Raw genomic sequence first — 19,761 nt, 5'->3', positions numbered from 1 at the left:
CATTGTATTTTCCAACGAATTCACACTTTTTATGATTTATGGATATGAAATTAAAGGGTGATATCTGATGTATTATTATTTTAATTAATTGAATATAAACTAAATATCAAAAATTAATAATATATAAATAAACTAAATTCATTTATGTAATTTTAATTGATTTTATTTGTTTGAAAAATATTCAGATTAAATCATAATTCTCCCTCTCAAATTTTCCTCTCGATTGTTTAATAGTGCTAAATAACTTTTGGTTCAGCTATGGCAATTAATAGACACAAAACAAGAGTAGTCGCCTGCATTGCATATGGCTTTTTTATCATTCCGTCTGTACTGGCTGACGAACAGCCGTTTATCCATCAAAAACAACAACAGCAGGCGTTGGAACAAAGTCTGGAAGCCAGGGCACCCACTGTTCGCCTTGAGGAAAGCCCCGCATCAGTTTCCCGGTTGGCGTTTCCGAAGGAAACACCGTGTTTTGTTATCCATAAAGTGGCATTGTCTGGCCGGGATGCGTTGCCCCACTGGGTGCCGTTACAACGTTTGGCCAATCAGGCCAACGGGCAGTGTCTGGGGACGCAAGGTATTAGCTTGTTAATGGGCAACATGCAAAACCGGCTGATTGCCCACGGTTGGGTGACTACCCGGATAGTGGCTCCTGAGCAGGATCTGAGTCAGGGCGAACTCAGGTTTCACATCGTACCCGGTCAGGTACGACACCTTCGTTATGCCGATGATGCCGACACCTACGCCACGCTCTACACGGCCATGCCGGCCCGTGAAGGACGCTTGCTGGATTTACGTGATATTGAGCAGGGATTGGAAAATTTGCAGAGGCTGCCGAATGTGCAGGCCTCGATGGAACTGGTGCCGGGGGCGCAGCCCGGTGAAAGCGACATTGTGATTAAACGCCACCAGTCCCGTTTCTGGCATGTCGGGGCGTGGGTTGATAACAGCGGCAGCCAACCCACGGGAAGGACTCAGGGCGGACTGATGTGGGCGCTGGATAATCCAATGTCGCTGAGTGATTTGCTGTATGTGTCGATGACCCGGGATTTGGCTTTTTCCCATCGCAAGGATTCGACCAACTACACGGCGCACTATTCTGTGCCGTTCGGCTACTGGCAATTGGCGGTGACAGGCAGTCAATACACGTATGCGCAAACTGTCCCTCAGCCAAATGAAGAAGTGAAATACCGTGGGCGCAGTCAGAGCCTGAATGCCCAGTTAAGCCGGGTTCTGCATCGCAATGCCAGTGCGAAAACGACATTGACTTACGGGGTGAATGTCCGGCAAACCCGCAACTATATCAAACAGACTGAAATCGAAAGCCAAAAACGCCGTACCAGTAGCTGGAGTCTGGGGTTAAACCATCGCCATTATCTGAATTCGGCAGTACTGGATGCCGGGGGGCGTTACCAAAAAGGGACTCGTTGGTTCGGGGCCTTGCCAGCTTATGAAGAACGTCGTGATCCATCCTCTCCGGACTATGCCACGGCAAAAGCAGAAATTATCCAGCTTTCTGCGTCACTGACGACCCCCTTTACACTGGCAAAAGCACCGTTCGAACACCGTATCGACTACCTGAAGCAGTGGAGCAATACACCATTAACCCCGCAAGACCAGTTCAGCATCGGGAACCGCTGGACCGTGCGGGGATTTGATGGTGAACGCACATTAAGTGCCAGTGAGGGCTGGACGCTGCGCAATACCCTGTCTTGGAAAACCCCGCTGCCGGCACAGCAACTGTATGTGGGGGCCGATTATGGCCGGGTTGGCGGCCAAGGGGCCGACTGGATTATCGGCCGGACATTGGCCGGCGGCGTGATAGGGGTTAAAGGCCATATTCGCCCGGCCAATCTGGCGTATGACGTGTCCGTGGGCACACCGTTTTCCAAACCCGACGGGTTTAAAACCGACCGGGCTTATGTGGGTTTCAGCGTAAACTGGCAGTACTGAGGGGCAGTACCATGTTAATCGGTGATTATGAAGTGTATGCCCCCCATATGTTGGGGGGAAACGTCAATGAAACGGAAATGCTGGGTGCCGCGACCTGGCTTTGGATGCAGTCACCCCTGCACCAGAACGCCCCTTTGATGGCCTTGTCCACGCTGTTATTGCCCGTGATGAAAGCCGGACAGTACGTTTTGGTCACCCATAACGGGCAGCCGGTTTTTTACCTGAGTTATGCGTTTTTCGATGCGGAAAACGAACATCGTTATCTGACACAAGAGGATAACGCCCGTCTTTATCAACACTTACACGGCGGCAATCGGCTCTGGTTTTTAGAGTGGATGACGCCGTTCGGCCATAGCCGTGACATGGCGAACTTACTTCGGCGCGACATTTTTCCTTATCACTGTTACCGCGCCCTGTATCACAAAGGCAGTGAACGCGGCAGCGCACGCGTTATCCAGTTCAGGGGGCAGAGTGTCAGTCGTCAACAGGCGGCCCATTGGTGGCATGACCATCCCCTTACACATGACTTTCCCGCAAGAGACATTTCACGATGAACAGACATTTTTACCGAGTGGTTTTTAATAAGGCCCGTCAGATGCTGATGGTGGTTGCGGATATCGCCCGTAGCCATACGGCAGGGCAAACACGCGGTGGAATGTCGGGATCGACATCGTTGATCGCCCGTGTTTCCCTGACGCCGTTAGTCTTGGGTATTTCGCTGGCACTGGGGCTGGTCAGCCCCGCCGTACAGGCGCGCATTGTTGCCGACAATCATGCACCGGGGACGCAGCAACCCACCGTTATTTCGGCGGCCAATGGGGTCGCACAAGTCAATATTCAGACACCCAACAGTGATGGCGTGTCCCGTAACCAGTACAGCCAGTTTGATGTGGAGCAGCGTGGTGCCATCCTCAACAACAGTGGGGTGAACACGCAAACGGAACTGGGCGGGTTGATTACAGGGAACCCGTGGCTGGCACAGGGAGAAGCCCAAATCATCTTAAATGAGGTGAACAGCCGGGACCCAAGTCAATTGAATGGGTTTATTGAAGTGGCGGGCAAGCGGGCCGATGTGATTATTGCCAACCCGGCGGGGATTACCTGTCACGGTTGCGGCTTTATCAATGCCCGCCAGACCACTCTGGCAGCAGGCCAGACTATTCTGGAAAATGGCCGCCTGAAAGGGTTTGAAGTGGGAAACGGTATCCTGACCGTTGACGGCAAGGGGCTGAACGATACCCAGAGCGATTACACCCGGTTGATTGCCCGGGCAGTGAACATCAACGCCAAATTACATGCCCGGGATTTGACGGTCACGACCGGGCGTAATCACGTCGATGCGCAGGGCAATGTTGTTCAGGTCCATGAGGGAGATAATCAAAATAAACCGGCATTCAGTCTGGATGTGGCAGCCATTGGCGGCATGTATGCCAATAAAATTAAACTGGTCGGCACCGAACAGGGCGTGGGGGTTCGTAACGCGGGGCAACTGGGGGCGCAGGCGGGCAACCTGACGCTCAATAATAACGGGCAGCTCAGTAACCGTGGCACGATCACGGCGTCAGCCGATGTGGATCTTCAGAATCAAGGCAATCTCATTAATCAGGGTGAGATGACGGCAGGGCAAGATATGAAAATTCGTGCCCGTGACCATCTGGACAATCAGGGGCAGGTCAGGTCTGGTCGCCATCTGGATATCCGCAGTGCCTCCTTAGGCAATCAGGAAAATGGGGTATTGGCCGCGGGTATTGATCGTGACGGTAAACTGGCGCCAACAGGCAATCTAACTTTGCACAGTGGGGGCAATGTCGCCAACCGCGGCCGGATTACGGCCGTAGACAATATGGATATTGATAATCAGGGGCAGATACGGGCAGGGCAGGATCATCAAGGCAGTTTGAGCCTAAAGAATAACGGAAAAGTCAGTAACAGCGGAATGCTCAGTGGACAAGTCAATGTCAGTGTTCAGAATCAGGGGAGCCTCACCAATCAGGGCGAAATGACCGCAGGACAGGACTTGAAAATTCGTGCCCGTGACCATCTGGATAATCACGGGCGGGTCAGATCTGGCCGCCAGTTGGATATCCGGAGCGCTTCCCTGGACAACCAGGAAAAGGGGGAACTGGCCGCGGGCATTGACCGTAACGGAAAACCGGCGCCAACAGGCGATTTCATTTTGCACAGTGAGGGTCATATCACTAACCGCGGTTTGATAACCGCCGCGGACAAGATGAAGATTGATAATCAAGGCAATCTTACCAATCAGGGTGAAATGACTGCGGGACAAGACTTAAAAATTGGTGCCCGTGACCATCTGGATAATGGGGGGCGGATCAGGTCTGGCGGGGACTTGGATATCCGGATCGCCTCCTTGGACAATCAGAAAAACGGGGTACTGGCCGCGGGCAGGGATCGTGACGGTAAACCGGCGCAAAAAGGCGATTTTACCCTGCGCAGTGAGGGCAATGTGACCAGCCACGGCCGGATAACGGCGGTGGGCAAAGTGTTTATCGACAATCAGGGCAATTTCACCCATCAGGGCGAGATGATCGCCGGACAGGACATGAAAATCCGTGCCCGTGATCATCTGGATAACGGAGGTCGGATCAGGTCTGGCAGCCATCTGGATATCCGAAGTGCGTCTTTGGGTAATCAGAAAAATGGGGAACTGGCCGCCGGTGTTGATTATGACGGTAAGCTGACGTCACAAGGCGATTTCATCCTGCACAGTAAGGGCAATGTGACCAGCCACGGCCGGATAGTGGCCGTGGACAACGTGGATATCGACAATCAGGGCAATTTCATCCATCAGGGTGAGGTGACCGCCGGACAGGACATGAACATCCGTACCCGTGATCATCTGGATAACCAAGGACGGATCAAGGCTGGCCAACATCTGGATATCCGGAGTGCCACCTTGGCTAACCATGAAACGGGCGTATTGGCCGCCGGCATTGACCACGACGGCAAACCCACGCAAACAGGCGACTTCACCCTGAACAGTGAGGGCAATATCACTAACCGCGGCCTGATAACGGCCGCAGACAATCTGAAGCTCGACAATCAAGGCAATCTGACCAATCTAGGGGAGATGACCACCGGGCAGGACATGAACATCCATGCCCGCGATCATCTGGATAATCACGGACGGATCAAGGCTGGCCAACATCTGGATATCCGGAGCGCGTCTTTGGACAATCAGGAAAACGGGGAGCTGGCCGCCGGGGTTGACCGCGAAGGCAAACTGACACAACGGGGGAACTTCACGCTCAATAGCCAGGGTCATCTGTCCAATCAGGGCATCATCGCCGCCTCGGACAATGTGACGCTCGAAAACCAAAGGAATTTTCATCATCAGGGCAAAATCATGGCCGGTTTGGATGCCACCCTAAAAACCCGTGATCAGGTTACCCACCAGGGCCAGATATTGACCGGACGTCATTTCAGCAGCCAGAGCAATACATTCCACAGCCAGGCAGGCAGCATACTGGCCGCCGGGGTTGACCGTGACGGAAAACCGACCCAAACGGGCAACCTGACGGTCAATGCCCGTGAAACCGCGTCACTGCATGGTCACCATTTGGCGTCTGATACGCTATCTGTGGAGGCAAAAAACCTCTCGCTCAGGGGCAGCCAGACAGAAGGTAATGACCTGACGCTGACCTCCGCAACCCGGCTGAATTTACAGGATGCTTACCTCAGTGCCAACAAGGCGATGACTTTATCCGCACCGGAATGGATTGACAATCAGCGCGGTGAGCTGAATGCAGAGACGTTAGTACTCAATAGCCAACAGTTATTGAATAACGCAGGGCGCATGACCCAGACCGGGCAACATTCGCTCCGGTTGGAGCACGCTGCGGGCATTGAAAACAACGGCGGGACAATTGCCTCAAGCGGGCAGGATTTAATCCTCAAGGCCAAGACGGTAGCGAACCAAAAAGGCACACTGGCACATGCCGGCACCGGGGTATTTTCAGTGGATACGGCTGATTTTCAGGGGAAGGAAGGTCGTTTAATTTCTGACGGTGAGCTTGAACTGTCTGGCGGTCGTTATCAATTAAGCCGGGGGAGGGTATCGGCGCAGAGAATAACGGCGGACATCCAGTCACTCGACCATCGTCTGGGAAACATGATCCAGAGTGGGAAAAATCCCCTCACCCTGGCGATCCAGCAAGGGTTGGACAATCGCAGTGGCACAATCTCGGCCAATGGCACCGTCGATATCCGGGCCGATAATCTGGCAAATAATATCCTCACGGACACTGAACTCGGAAAAGACGACGTTCTGACCAAAGCAGAACTCAGCCATGCGCAGGGTAACATTGTCGCGGCTGAGGATGGCCGGTTGCAGATAAACGTCAAAAATGACGTGAATAATGAAGCCGGGCAATTACGGGCGTCTGACTCAGTGACAATATCGGCTTCGTCCATCCATAACCAACAGGGCCACATCAGTTCCTCAGGCGGGGATATTACGCTGACCACGGGGCAACTCAATAATGCTGCCGGCCATGTGACGGGAGCGCAAAACCTGCGCCTGACAACCGCCGCCATCAACAATGAAAAAGGCCAGATAAAGGCCGGCGATGTTGATGTCAACACCGGGAACCATCAACTGAACAATATTGCCGGGCAAGTGGCCGCCGAGCGGCGCATGACCCTGCAAACCGGTGAACTCCTTAACCAGGGCGGCCTGCTCCAAAGCGGGCAGGCATTGACCCTCAACACAAACGGACAGCACCTGGATAACCGGAACACCCACCTGTCCGGCGGGGTGTTCAGTCAGGGGGCCATGAACCTGACGGTGGGCAGGCTCAGTAACCAGTCCGGTCACATTGGCAGCGGTGCCGAACTGACCCTGACCGGGGACACTGTGACTAACCAGCAGGGGCAGATCCTGGGCGGAAAAAATACGGTGCTGACCGTAGCAGCGCTGAACAACAATCAGGGTTTGCTGCAAAGCGGCGGACAACTGACGTTGAACGCGCAGTCTGTGCTTAACCGAAACAGTGGCCTTCAACAAGGGATCACCAGTAAACAGGCGATGATCCTGAATACCCAAATGCTGGATAACGCGCAGGGGGTTATGGTGTCGGCGGATAGACTTCACATCAAAACGGCACAGATGAACAACCGGCAGGGCATCATGAAGGCGCAGACGACCCTCAATCTGGTCAGTCAGGGGCTGGATAACCGGTCCGGCCGGATTGAATCCGAGCAGGCGATGTTTATCGATACGCAAGGGAAAACACTGTCCAATGTTGAGGGAAAATTAAACAGTCAGGGTCGGTTGACGGTGCGCAGTGGCGATTTGGATAACCGCAGGGGCGTATTGCACGGTCAGTCAGGGATAGAGGTTGGGGTTAATCAACTGGATAACCGGGAAAACGGCAAACTGCTGAGTGAAGCTGACCTTAAGCTTGAGGCCGATAACGTCTGGAATCAGCAGGGACAGATAGTGGCACTCAACCACCTGACGATGACGGTGAATGCCACACCGACCAGCCCGGACGAGATCACGTTTAATAACCGCGCCGGTTTGCTGCGCAGCGGGGGCAATATTGACCTGTCTGCGCACCACATCAATAACGCAGATACCCGACAACCCGATCAGGGCATGGAAGGGCGAACGCTGACTCTCCGCGGGAATACCCTGAATAATACACAAGGACAGCTGGTTGCCACCGAAAATGCGGACTTAACGCTGCAATCGGTACTGAATAACCATCAGGGGCAGATGCAGGCCAATCAAATCCTGAAGGCACGCGGAAAAGCGCTGGCCGTCATAAACACGCAAGGGGATATCAAAGCAGGGCAGGGTCTGGTCGTGGAGGCCGATGCCCTGAGTGGTGACGGTAAGCTTCGGTCACTCGGCGATATCACTCTGAATCTGCTTAAAGACTTTATCCATACCGGTGAACTCATTGCCAATGGTCAACTGACGCTCACCAGTCAGGGCGATATCACGAACCGCAATACCATCAGTGCGGCGACTTTATTGGGGCACGCGGTCAATCTGACCAATGACGCCACCGGTAAAATATGGGGGCAACATCAGCAATGGACCGTTCAGAACACGGTGAACAACCGTGGGCTGATAGACGGTGCCCAAACCTATTTGAAAGCCGCACAGTTGACCAATCAGGGCACCGGCCGCCTTTATGGCGACCATATTGCGCTGGATGCCCGCAAACTTGACAATCTGGCAGAAAAGGGAAAGTCGGCCGTGATCGCGGCGCGCCATCGACTGGATATGGGTGCCGATGAACTTAACAACACAACGCACAGCCTCATTTACAGTGAGGGAGACGTGTCCATTGGGGGACAACTGGACAGTCAGTACCGTGCCACGGGGAAAGGTCAGGTACTCAATAACCACAGCGCCAACATTGAAGCCGTCGGGAACATGCGACTGGGCATGGAAAAAATCAATAACGTGAATGACCATTTCAGCACAGAGATGCAGCTTATCTCACAAGAGCCGGTGAAGGAATATCAGGTCGGGGGCACACGTTATCCTGTCAAAGACCACAAGATAACCATCGATAATGATGAAGTGGATCATGCCTGTGTCGATGATATGCCATGCCGGGATAACTTTCAGGTGTACCAGTACACCCGGACAATAGAAGAATCCCGGGTAAAAGAAACCGATCCGGCGAAAATGCTGGCCGGTAAAGATCTGGTCATAGAGACGACCGTACTGACCAATGATAAAAGTCAGGTCGTTGCCGGCGGCGGACTGACGGTGACCGGGGGAAAAATTGACAATATTGACGTGCAGGGTGAACGGCATGTGACGGATAAAGGCCAGATTGAGTATTTCTGGCGCATCCAGAAAAAAGGCCGGGACAATCAGGGCTGGCGTTCAGAACGTTATGAACCCAACCCTGAGATCCATGCCATCACGCTGACGCCGGGCACCGTTGAGGCGCAACAAGGCAAGGTTGAATTGAAGGGTCAGCGCCCGGAAGCGTATCAGGGCGAACAGGCACACCTTGATGCTATCACCGGTTCTCCCGTCAATGCGCGTTTTGCCAATGAGGAGGTAATGGTTTCTGACGCGGTCTTAAGGGCACCCCAACGGTTGGACATCGTGAGTGCGGAGCCGACCGCCGTCGGCGAAAAACCGGTGGTGATCCGGACGGAAGCCCCGCATTATCGCCTGCCGGATAACAGCCTGTTTAAAGTGAACCTGCCGTTGAACAATACGTTGTTAACTCCGTCACCGACAACCGAAAAGATCTCTGGCGAGTTGGCGCAGGATCGGCCGACAGCGCCTGATAACCCTGTTGTGCCATTGCCTGAACACCGTGGCAACCCGTTTGTGGTACCGGAACCGGACAATCAGGTCTTGGTGGAAACCGATCCGCAGTTTACCCAACTGAAAAAATGGCTGGGGACGGACTATATGCAACAGGCATTGCAGACCGATCACAATCAGTTGCATAAACGCCTGGGCGACGGCTTTTATGAACAGCACCTGCTGCGTGAGCAAATCGTGAACCTGACGGGCAGACGGTATCTGCCGGGTTACCGGAATGATGAAGAACAGTTCAAGGCGTTGATGAATGCCGGATTGCGTGCCCAGAAAACCTTTAACCTGGTGCCCGGGATCGCGCTCAGTGCGGAGCAAATGGCCCGCCTGACCGAAGACATGGTGTGGCTGGTGAATACCCCTGTGACCCTGTCGGATGGCCGTCAACAAACGGTGTGGGTGCCGCAGGTGTATGTCCGTACTCAAGGCGGGACACTGGATGGCACCGGTGCCTTGCTGAGCGGCAATCAGGTTAATCTGCAATTGTCCGGTGATTTGCTGAATCAGGGGAAAATTGTTGGTCAGGATCTCAGCCTGTTGGCTGACAATATCCGCAATCAAAGCGGCCATATGCAGGGGGATAACCTGTCCTTGTTGGCGCGAACCGATCTGGTGCAACGGGGCGGTGCCCTTCGTGCCGATAAGTCGCTGACGATGCAGGCCGGGAATCATGTCGATATTGCCAGTACCACACGTTCGGGCGAAAATCAGGCCGGCAGCGGCCGTTTCAGTTCGACCTATGTGGATAATGTGGCCGGCATTTATGTGCAAGGTGACGATGGCAAACTGCATCTTCAGGCCGGAAACGACATTCACCTGTCTGCGGCGCACTTGGTGACGCAAGGGAAACGCAGTGAGATCCAACTGGACGCCGGACGGGATATTCAATTCGGCACCGCGAAAACGACCCGTTATGAACACACGGAGGCGGGGCGTGATCACCGTGTGACCCAAACCACTGCTGATGAAGTCGGCGCCGTGGTACAGGGAGCTGGCCAAATTAAGATGCAGGCCGGGCGTGATGTTCAGCTCCGTGCAGCAGAGGTGACCGCCGGCGATAATCTGCATCTTGGCGCGGGTCGTGATGTGACGGTGTCAGCAGGCGAACAACAGCAAACCCACGATGAATACCACAAGGTCAAGGGCAGTAATAGCCTGGTGTCGTCAAAAACCACGACGACCCGGTTCCAGTATGACCGTCAACAGGCCCGGAGCAGTACCCTGAGTGGGGATGCCGTTAAGGTCGAGGCCGGAAACGACATTACCGTGGGCGGCAGCAATGTGGTCGGTACACAGGCTGTCACGCTGAACGCGGGCCATAACCTGAACATCACCACCGCGAGAGAGAAAAACCACGAGTTTTATCACCAGGAAGAGAAAAAATCGGGTTTGATGGGCACGGGCGGCATTGGGTTTACGGTGGGCAGCTCGGCACTGAAACAATCCACTGACCGTGATGCCGTGCAGTATAAAGGCAGTACCGTCGGCAGCAGTGACGGCAGTGTTTCCTTGAGTGCGAATCATCAGGCTAGCGTGCACGGCAGCGATGTGGTGGCCGGGAAAGACCTGGATATTCAGGGTAAAGACGTGCTGATAAGTGCCGCGAAAAACACCCATACCGAACTGAGCAAAACCGAACAGAAACAATCGGGCCTGACGCTGGCGCTGTCCGGGGCGGTCGGGAGTGCGCTGAATACCGCAGTGCAGACGGCCAATGATGCGAAAGACACGCAGGACAGCCGACTGAAAGCCCTGAAAGGCACTCAGGCGGCATTATCGGGTGTCCAGGGCTATCAGGCCTACCAGCTCAGTGAAGCGAATGCCGCTAAAGCCGATGCCATCAACCAGGCAGGCGGTGAGGCGAAAAAACCGGATGATACCATTGGCATTCAGCTCTCTTACGGCAGCCAATCGTCGAAATCCGACACCCGGGTGGATACCACCGATTCGCAGGGCAGTCACCTGAATGCGGGGCGGGACATCCGCATCACCGCCACCGGTGACCCGGCGGAAGAAAACGGCGGTCATCTCCACATTCAGGGCAGCGGGCTGAAAGCGGGACGGGATGTTGCCCTGGACGCGAAACAGGATATCGTGTTGGAGTCTGCGGAAAATACCCAAACAACCCGTGGCAAGAACAGCAGCCAGGGCGGCAGTGTGGGCGTCGGGCTGACAGTCGGTCAGGGCGGTTATGGCATTAAATTCTCCGCCAGTGTCAACAAGGGCAAGGGGCATGAAACCGGCGACGGCGTGACCCATACTGAAACGCTGATTGATGCCGGTAATCAGGTCAGCCTGAAAGCCGGTCAGGACACCACGCTCAAGGGGGCGCAGGTCAGCGGGGATAAGGTCACGGCGGATGTCGGTCGTCACCTGCATTTGCAGAGCGAGCAGGATAAGGACAATTACGATGCCAAACAGGAAAACGTCAGTGCGGGCGCCAGCTTTACTTATGGCTCAATGAGCGGCTCAGCCAGTGTCAATGCCAGCCGCGACAAACTGCACAGCCAGTTCGAGTCCGTCAACGAACAGACAGGCATTTTTGCCGGCAAGGGCGGCTTTGATATCAAGGTGGGGGAACATACCCAGCTTGACGGCGCGGTGATTGCCAGCACGGCAGAAAAAGAGAAAAACCGACTGGAGACCGGTACGCTGGGCTTCAGTGACATCGACAACCAGGCGGAATTTAAAACAGAGCATCAAAGTGCTGGTTTCAGCACCAGTGGCTCCATGGGCAGCCAGATTGGCCAGCAGCTGGCCACCAATATGGCTTCCAATATGCTGGGCGGCACTAACAAGGATAAAAACCAATCGTCCACGACCCATGCGGCGGTCAGCGACGGTACGCTTATCCTCCGTGACGCGGATAAACAGCAGCAGGATGTAGCCACCCTCAGCCGCGATACTGAGAACGCCGCGAACAGCCTGACACCGATATTTGATAAGGAGAAAGAGCGCCAACGTCTGGCACAAGCCCAGGCCATTGCAGAAATCGGCAATCAGGCGATGGACATCTACAATACGCAGGAAGCGATTGCGGCGACGAAAACCGCCACGGCCGCGATGAAAGACCCGCAGCGGCAGCAGGCACTGAAAGCGGATGCGGAAACCCAACTGAGAAATGAAAACAAGGAAATTAATGCCAAAACCGTTGCTGCCCGAGCCTATGACATCGCGTATGATAAGGCGCTTGAAAATCAGGGCGCGGCCATCGGCGGTGAGCGACGTCAGGCGGTGACGGCCGTCGTCACGGCGTTGCAGGGACTGGCTGGCGGAGATATCAAGGCAGCCATTGCCAGCGGTGCAGCCCCTTATTTGGCGAATGCCGTCAAAGGGCTGACGTATGGTTATAAAACGGAATATAGCCAGCTCACGCCGGAAGAAAAAGCCACTCACCTGCTGGCGCACGCGATTTTAGGGGGGGTCATCGCGGAGATGAAAGGCGGCTCAGCAACCGCCGGTGCCATGGGAGCCGCAGGGGGCGAACTGGCGGCTTCTGCCATTGCCGGAGTACTTTATTCGGGCAAAGCCATAGAAGAATTGTCCCCGGATGAGAAGGAAAAAGTCAGTAACTTGTCTACACTGGCAGGTGGGATAGCGGCAGGACTGGTGACAAATTCCACGGCAGGGGGTGTTGATGGGGCGCAGGCTGCGAAAAATGCGGTTGAGAATAACTTCCTGACCCCGGAAACTGCCCCGAAAGGCCTGATGGAATATGGGCAGGCCCAAAGTTCACTCGCCGTGCAGATGATCAAGGAAGGGGCAACCCCGGATGAATTATCGGAAGCACTGGCGAAACAGGCTCGGGGCACCCACCCGGAAGGGCAAGATCCTGTCAAGGGCTTGCTTGTTGCGTGGGGGAACTTCTTTGGCGTGCCACTGGATGTGGTGATGTCCAATGAACAGATGACACCCGAGAAAGCGGCTGAAATTGTGAGCAGCGGCGTGCCGACCAGTGAAGGAAAGCTGATGCAGTATGTGGCAGCGAAGACCTTTTTGGCCCTGACTAAAAATTCGGGAACAGCCAATAAAACGGAAAGCCCGTTGCCGCAATGGAGTGCCGGTGAAGGAAAATTTAGCCCGAAAGAACAAGGCAAGGTTACAAACGTTGAGAATGCAACAAGCAAACTTGATGCAAAATCACTGCCTTACAAAGACACGGTTGGAAGTGTTGGAAAAAGCACAGATTATACAGATATTCTCTCTCCAGAAGCGAAAAAACATATACTGTATGGTGATAGCCCTACCAGTGGTGGTCATTTATTCCCGGGAAATCCAGGAAAAACGACTTTCCCATCTAATTGGACGAAAGAAAAAATTATCCATGAAATAGGTGATATTGCGACTTCGCCGAAGACTCAGTGGTATGCGCAATCAGGAACTGGCGGGCTTTATACTAAGGCAGGAAAACCCGCCAGATGGGTTGCTTGGGAAGTTCGTGATGGTGTTCGCATGAGGGTAATTTATGAGCCTGCAAATGGCAAAGTTGTTACTGCATTCCCAGATAAAATGTCGAAACCAACAACCTTGAAGCCTATAAAATAAGGAGTATCAAATATGAATGTGAACAAAAAAATCAGGCTTTTAGGTGAAGGATTGAAAGATCGCTTGGAACCTTCACTTGTTGATTATGACTTGGAGTATATAAATCATTCGGAAAATGTCCTAGCGTTCGAGACATTATGTGATCATATAGCTGATTATGATGTTGAAATAACAAAAGATGAATATAATCAGATAATTAAAATTATTGATGACCTATCATTAGAGATTGATGAAAGATACCTATATATTAATCCAGATAAAAAATTATAAATGATAAAAGAACCCAGCCCAAGTGTGAGCTGGGTTCTTCCTTTTAGCCGTCAGTTGTTCTCAACCAGCCGGATAATCAACAGCCCGTGCTCAATGCAGACCTGCACCGGTTGCCCGGTCGCAAATCCCGCTGCTTCCAGCCAGTTCCCCTTCAAATGCAAACTGGGGGACTGGCTGTAATGGCGGGTCATGCCGGTGTTGCGGTCGGCATGGCGGGTACTGATGTAGCCGACTTTATAGCGGCGCTGGGCTTTCGAATGGGTTGAATTTACATTACAATCGCGGTTAGCCATAGTAACTACTCCAATAGTTGCTTACGGTTAGCGGCAATACTGAGGTGCGAACTCAGGACTGCCGCGCTATCTCAGCGCTTAGCGCTCTTCATGACAACTTTTTCCATCATTGACTTAGTAACAAAACTGTCGATCACCATAATCAATGCTTTTTGCTCCTCATCCGATAATGTGTCAGCCTGCTGCCAAAGCTCATGCAAAGTGTGGTTACGTATCTTCACATCTTTGCTGGTCTCACGGCGGCCAACCAGTTCATCAAGAGAAACCTGTAAAACATCAGCCAGCTTAATCAGGCTTTCCAGCTGAGGCACAATATGCCCCCGTTCCCAGCGGTTATACACTCTGGGCAGCACTTCAATCATCTCAGCAAGCCGTGACTGGGTTAAGCCCCGCGCTTCTCTGAGCATTTTAAGCCGTTCAGAAAATACGGACATATCAATACCTGTCTGCAAAACATGAATGTCCGCCATTGTAACCCCTCCTTTTTAGCTGGCTGTTGTAAAGTCTCTTTAATGCGATTATTATACATCGCATATGTGTCTATTGACAAGGTTCAAAAGGAAACACTTATGGCTCACAAACCCGAACCCGATTTAGCCCACTTAAAGCAATCCGTCTCGTTGCTGGGGCTGGTACGTCAGCAAGGCCGCCCGCTGAAAAAGCGTGGGGCGGATTATGTGCTGCGCTGCCCGTTCCATGCGGAGAAAACGCCCTCCATGGTGATCACCCCGGCCAAAAACCTGTATCACTGTTTTGGCTGCGGAGCGGCGGGATCGGTGCTGGACTGGATCATACAAACGGAAGGGGTGAGTCTGAACGCAGGCATTAAACGGTTGCGGGCGCTAGCCGGGTTGCCGGAGATGGATAACGCGGTGAACACGTCTTCTTTAGCCGCCACACCTCAGCCTCGGCAGAAACTCGCGGATCTGGATGATGACGGGCAGGCGCTGTTGCGTCAGGTGGTTGAGTTTTATCACCAGAATCTGCTGGAATCCCCGGAAGCCGCCGAATGGCTGGCGAAGCGCGGGCTGAACCATCCTGAACTGGTGAGTCATTTTAAGCTGGGGTACGCAGGCAATCACGGCATCGGTGGTTCAGCGGGGTTATTGCCGTCGAAATCGAGCAAGGAAGGCCAGCAACTGCGGGACAAACTGGCGGGGCTGGGTGTGTTGCGTGCCAGCACGCGGCAAGATCATTTTAGGGGCTGTGTTGTGGTGCCGGTGCTGGGCTGGGCAGAATCGGCCAACGTCGCGAACCGGGGGCGGGTATTGCAGTTGTATGGCCGTCGTACCCAGCCGGATTACAAAGTGCTGAAAGACAGTCCGAAACACCTGTATCTGCCTTCGCCACTGGCTGGCGTCTGGAATGAAGCGGCGATGCAGGCATCTGCTGAAATCATCCTGTGCGAAGCGCTGATCGATGCGATGACCTTCTGGTGTGCCGGGTTCCGCCATGTGATCGCTGCGTATGGCGTGAATGGTTTTGGTCGTGAACATCTGGACGCGCTGCAATATCACGGAGTGAAGCGGGTGTTGATCGCCTTTGACCGCGATGAGGCCGGGGATCGGGGCGCAGAGCAGGTGGCCGCAGATTTACTGGAAGTGGGCATTGAAGCGTGGCGGGTGCAGTTCCCGCCGGGCATGGATGCCAATGACTATGCGCTGAAAAGCGGTAACGCCGAACATGCATTGGGGTTGGCGTTGCAACAGGCGGTCTGGCTGGGGCAGGGCAATGCGCCGGGCGCGGTGTTCAGCCATGAGTTGCCCGCAACATCGGCTGTGACGGAAAAGCCACATTCTGCCAACGAGGGCAGAACCTCTTCTTTAGCTGCCCAACCGGTGTTGGACGTTGCCCCGGTGCCTTGTGAGCGCACCGCAGCCGGTGAGTTACTGATGAAAAGTGGTCCCCGGGTCTGGCGGGTGCGGGGCATGAAGCCATCGCCGGTGCCCGATGTCATGAAAGTCAATGTGCAGGTACGGGATGAAACCAGCGGGTTGTTCCATGTGGATACGCTGGACATGTACCATGCCCGGCACCGGCAGAACTATATCAGCACGGCGGCGCAAGAGCTGGAGTGCGAACTGTCGGTGATTAAACGGGAAGCCGGGCGGGTGTTGCTGATGCTGGAGCAACAGCAGGATGCGCAACAGCAAGCAGAAGCCGAAGTCAGCGGCAGCACGGCGGTGACAGTCAGTGCGGAAGAGGAAGCGGATGCGCTGGCTCTGCTGAAATCGCCGGACTTGGCGGCGCGTATCGTGTCAGATATGGCGGCCTGTGGGGTTGTTGGCGAGTCCACTAATCTGCTGACCGGGTATCTGGCGGCGGTCTCGCGCAAGCTGGATAAACCGCTGGCTGTGTTAATCCAGAGCAGCAGTGCGGCAGGCAAAAGCAGCCTGATGGATGCGGTGCTCAATCTGATGCCGGATGAAGAGCGTATCCAGTACTCGGCGATGACCGGGCAAAGCCTGTATTACCTCGGCGAAACCAGCCTGCAACACAAGATACTGGCTATCGCCGAAGAAGAGGGGGTACGGCAGGCGGCCTATGCGCTCAAGCTGTTACAGTCGGACGGGGAGCTGAAAATCGCGTCAACGGGTAAGAATGAGCAGAGCGGCGAGCTGGTGACGCGGGAATACAAGGTGCAAGGCCCGGTGATGCTGATGTTAACGACCACGGCGATCGATGTGGATGAAGAGCTGTTGAACCGCTGTCTGGTGCTCACCGTCAATGAATCGCGCGAGCAAACGCAGGCTATCCACGCCATGCAGCGGCACCGCCAAACGCTGGAAGGGTTGCTGGCTGACAGCGAGAAAGGGTATCTGACAAAGTTGCACCAAAACGCCCAGCGGTTGTTACGGCCGCTTAAGGTGGTCAATCCTTACGCCCATCAACTCACCTTTTTAAGCGACAAAACGCGGATGCGACGCGACCATATGAAATACCTGACGCTGATACAGGCCATCGCCCTGCTGCACCAGTACCAGCGGGAGGTGAAGACAGCGAACCATCGTGGGCAGGTTATCGAATATATCGAAGTCATCCAAGACGATATCGTACTGGCTAACCAACTGGCTCATGAGGTGCTGGGGCGCACGCTGGATGAAATGCCGCCGCAGACGCGCAAGTTGCTGTTGCTGATACAGGACATGGTGAGAGAGCAAGCGCAGCGTCAGCATTGCCAGCCAAATGAAATCCGCTTTACCCGGCGGGATATCCGCGCCTTCACGCACTGGACGGATAATCAACTGAAAGTGCACTGTCTGCGGCTGGCTGACATGGAATACCTGTTGCCGCATGGCGGCAGTCGGGGGCATCTGTTGCAGTACGAACTGCTGTGGGATGGGACTGACAATGGTTCAGCCCACTTGTGTGGCTTGCTGGATGTAAACGAAGCAACGCCAAAAGTCGCAGGCAATGAAAGCAAGTTGGACTCAGGAGCAAGCAAGTTGGTGCCAAGTTGCCCTCAAGTTGGGGCTGAGTTGGAGAGCGAAAATAGTCCGCCAGACCAGATACAGCAAGGGCTGAAAGCGTTGCAAGTTGGAGAGGTTAATCATGCAGTAATAAAAGGAAAAAAGAAACGCCGGTCATTGTCTCCGCCTGATGGGGATGAAACTTCTCAAGCGGATGTGGCAGGCGATGAACGCAAGTTGGACTCAGAAACAAGCAAGTTGGTGCCAAGTTGCCCTCAAGTTGGGGCTGAGTTGGACTTGGAAGAAACGGCCTCAAGCCAGATATCCCAAGGGTTAGCGGTGTCGCAAGTTGGGAGCAGGCAAAAAGCAGTTAACAGCGAAAAAAATAAAATAACCTCGTTGCCTTCTGCCTTAGTTGCTCAATCCCAAACCGAAACGGAGATGAATGATGGCAAACCGTAAACCGCGTACAGGCAGCTTCCTGAGCGTTGCTGAGGTGTACCGTAAGCCGGTCGGTCCGGCACATGACCCGAAAAGCCTGTATGCGTTGCTGTTGCGCTTTGTGGCGTGGCGGCGGGAACGGAACTGGTCAGAGACCACGCTGAAAGTGCAGACGCACCATACTTACCACTTTATCCTGTGGGCGACTGAACGGGGCTTGTACTACGCGGCCGATATCACCCGGCCGATACTGGAGCGTTACCAGCGTCACCTGTTCCTGTACCGCAAGAAGAACGGCGAGCCGTTAAGTACCCGAACCCAGCGCACCCAACTCCAGCCGTTGCAGGTGTGGTTCAAATGGCTGACGAAACAGAACCTGATACTGGCGAATCCTGCGGCCGACCTTGAACTGCCCCGGCTGGAGAAGCACCTGCCGCGCTATATCCTGACTATCGACGAAACCGAGCAGATACTGGCCCAGCCTGACCTCGAGACCTTGCAGGGGGTACGCGACCGGGCCTTGATGGAACTGCTGTGGTCAACGGGGATGCGGCGGGGGGAAGTGACGCGACTCGATGTGTACAGCATCGATGGTATGAGAAAAACGGTGACGGTTCGGCAGGGCAAAGGCAACCGTGACCGGGTGCTGCCCATCGGGGAACGGGCGCTGGGCTGGTTGCTGTATTACCAGAACGAAATCCGGCCGCAACTGCTGGTCAATCCTGACGTGAAGGCGCTGTTCGTGGCGATGGACGGGCAGGATGGCTTGCAAGCCAACGGCATCAGCAATATGGTGACGGCTTACATCAAAGCCGTGGGTATCGAGAAAAAAGGGGCGTGCCACCTGTTCCGGCACGCGATGGCCACACAGATGCTGGAAAACGGGGCTGACCTGCGCTGGATACAGGCGATGCTGGGGCATGCGAGCGTCGAATCGACGCAAATCTATACGCAGGTGTCGATACGGGCATTACAGGCGGTTCATGCCAGCACTCATCCGGCTGAGCGGCAGACGGATGAGCCGCAGGATAATGACGACACCGGCTTGCTGGCTGACCTGTACGTCGAAGAGCACCCCGACATGGAAACCCCACCGGACAATCCCACGCCGACCTCAATCCCCAAATCTCGCTGACAATCCGCAAGCCCCCGTTGAGTTGAGCAGGGTTCGGCGCGGGGGCAGACCGTGGCCGGACTGCCCGTCAGCCCCGGTGCGGCGGGGGGAAATAGGCAATGGCCGGCCTGACCTCAAGTGTCCCCGTTCCGTCTGGCGTGGCCGGCCAAAGCCTATTCAACATAATGTCGGGGAATTATACGCACTGCGCCGGGCAGCTTCCGGCGTTCACCTCCCCAACGCCAAGCGGCTTAATGCGTATAATACACATTATGTCAGGCCCCCGCTGTTCGGCCTCGCAGGGTGTGGCGCACAAGGCTGCGCCTTCTGCTGTCAGCCGCACAGCCGATCCTCGGCCAACACCGTGCCGAACCTGAGCACCGTGCTCGCATCCAGTTAACACCGTCTCTT

9 protein-coding genes are annotated in these 19,761 nt (G+C 54.5%); 7 read left to right on the top strand and 2 right to left on the bottom strand.

Translation table 11 applies throughout. From position 1 onward, the window contains the following. Positions 1-258 precede the first annotated feature (258 nt). Genes Xsze_RS19730 through Xsze_RS19715 form a run of 4 tightly spaced genes read left to right on the top strand, consistent with a single transcriptional unit; the run spans position 259 to position 14,092 of the window. The gene (locus tag Xsze_RS19730; protein ID WP_099139169.1) at positions 259-1,956 is read left to right on the top strand and encodes a ShlB/FhaC/HecB family hemolysin secretion/activation protein; all 1,698 of its coding nucleotides are present in this window, start codon (positions 259-261) and stop codon (positions 1,954-1,956) included. An 11-nt stretch (positions 1,957-1,967) separates the two neighbouring features. Continuing rightward, complete coding sequence (locus Xsze_RS19725) at positions 1,968-2,510, top strand: toxin-activating lysine-acyltransferase (protein WP_038242414.1); 543 nt, start codon at positions 1,968-1,970, stop codon at positions 2,508-2,510. Further along, entirely contained in the window at positions 2,507-13,822 is an 11,316-nt protein-coding gene (locus tag Xsze_RS19720) for a hemagglutinin repeat-containing protein (RefSeq protein ID WP_099139168.1), read from the top strand. Before Xsze_RS19725 ends, Xsze_RS19720 begins: the two co-directional genes overlap by 4 nt. Positions 13,823-13,834: 12 nt before the next feature. Next, on the top strand, positions 13,835-14,092 hold the full coding sequence (locus Xsze_RS19715) for a MafI family immunity protein (RefSeq protein ID WP_038242448.1): 258 nt from the start codon (positions 13,835-13,837) through the stop codon (positions 14,090-14,092). 50 nt (positions 14,093-14,142) lie between these two features. Here Xsze_RS19715 and Xsze_RS19710 read toward each other — a convergent pair whose 3' ends face one another. Both Xsze_RS19710 and Xsze_RS19705 read right to left on the bottom strand, forming a co-directional pair. Further along, positions 14,143-14,385 carry a SymE family type I addiction module toxin gene (locus tag Xsze_RS19710; protein ID WP_038242451.1) on the bottom strand — a complete coding sequence of 81 codons (243 nt, stop codon included), beginning with the start codon at positions 14,383-14,385 and terminating at the stop codon, positions 14,143-14,145. 71 nt (positions 14,386-14,456) lie between these two features. Then, positions 14,457-14,855 carry a helix-turn-helix domain-containing protein gene (locus Xsze_RS19705; RefSeq protein WP_038242454.1) on the bottom strand — a complete coding sequence of 133 codons (399 nt, stop codon included), beginning with the start codon at positions 14,853-14,855 and terminating at the stop codon, positions 14,457-14,459. Between the two features lie 99 nt (positions 14,856-14,954). Between Xsze_RS19705 and Xsze_RS19700 the strand changes: the two genes are divergently transcribed. From Xsze_RS19700 to Xsze_RS21905, 3 genes are read left to right on the top strand one after another with little or no spacing between them, the layout of a single operon-like run. Further along, positions 14,955-18,257 carry a CHC2 zinc finger domain-containing protein gene (locus Xsze_RS19700; RefSeq protein ID WP_099137886.1) on the top strand — a complete coding sequence of 1,101 codons (3,303 nt, stop codon included), beginning with the start codon at positions 14,955-14,957 and terminating at the stop codon, positions 18,255-18,257. Then, on the top strand, positions 18,244-19,371 hold the full coding sequence (gene xerC / locus Xsze_RS19695; protein ID WP_099137887.1) for a site-specific tyrosine recombinase XerC: 1,128 nt from the start codon (positions 18,244-18,246) through the stop codon (positions 19,369-19,371). The genes Xsze_RS19700 and xerC overlap by 14 nt, the downstream gene beginning before the upstream one ends. After that, positions 19,253-19,750 carry a hypothetical protein gene (locus tag Xsze_RS21905; RefSeq protein WP_143707590.1) on the top strand — a complete coding sequence of 166 codons (498 nt, stop codon included), beginning with the start codon at positions 19,253-19,255 and terminating at the stop codon, positions 19,748-19,750. Before xerC ends, Xsze_RS21905 begins: the two co-directional genes overlap by 119 nt. The last annotated feature ends 11 nt before the right edge of the window (positions 19,751-19,761 follow it).

Source organism: Xenorhabdus szentirmaii DSM 16338, assembly GCF_002632585.1.
Taxonomy (GTDB): domain Bacteria; phylum Pseudomonadota; class Gammaproteobacteria; order Enterobacterales; family Enterobacteriaceae; genus Xenorhabdus; species Xenorhabdus szentirmaii.
This window is presented reverse-complemented; position numbering and strand designations above follow the sequence as displayed.

Bases quoted from the DNA above. Each gene is read 5' to 3' on its own strand.
- Xsze_RS19700 (WP_099137886.1), top strand. From the start codon at position 14,955: ATGGCTCACAAACCCGAACCCGATTTAGCCCACTTAAAGCAATCCGTC.
- Xsze_RS19705 (WP_038242454.1), bottom strand. From the start codon at position 14,855: ATGGCGGACATTCATGTTTTGCAGACAGGTATTGATATGTCCGTATTT.
- Xsze_RS19710 (WP_038242451.1), bottom strand. From the start codon at position 14,385: ATGGCTAACCGCGATTGTAATGTAAATTCAACCCATTCGAAAGCCCAG.
- Xsze_RS19725 (WP_038242414.1), top strand. From the start codon at position 1,968: ATGTTAATCGGTGATTATGAAGTGTATGCCCCCCATATGTTGGGGGGA.
- Xsze_RS19730 (WP_099139169.1), top strand. From the start codon at position 259: ATGGCAATTAATAGACACAAAACAAGAGTAGTCGCCTGCATTGCATAT.
- Xsze_RS21905 (WP_143707590.1), top strand. From the start codon at position 19,253: ATGAGCCGCAGGATAATGACGACACCGGCTTGCTGGCTGACCTGTACG.
- xerC (WP_099137887.1), top strand. From the start codon at position 18,244: ATGGCAAACCGTAAACCGCGTACAGGCAGCTTCCTGAGCGTTGCTGAG.
- Xsze_RS19720 (WP_099139168.1), top strand. From the start codon at position 2,507: ATGAACAGACATTTTTACCGAGTGGTTTTTAATAAGGCCCGTCAGATG.
- Xsze_RS19715 (WP_038242448.1), top strand. From the start codon at position 13,835: ATGAATGTGAACAAAAAAATCAGGCTTTTAGGTGAAGGATTGAAAGAT.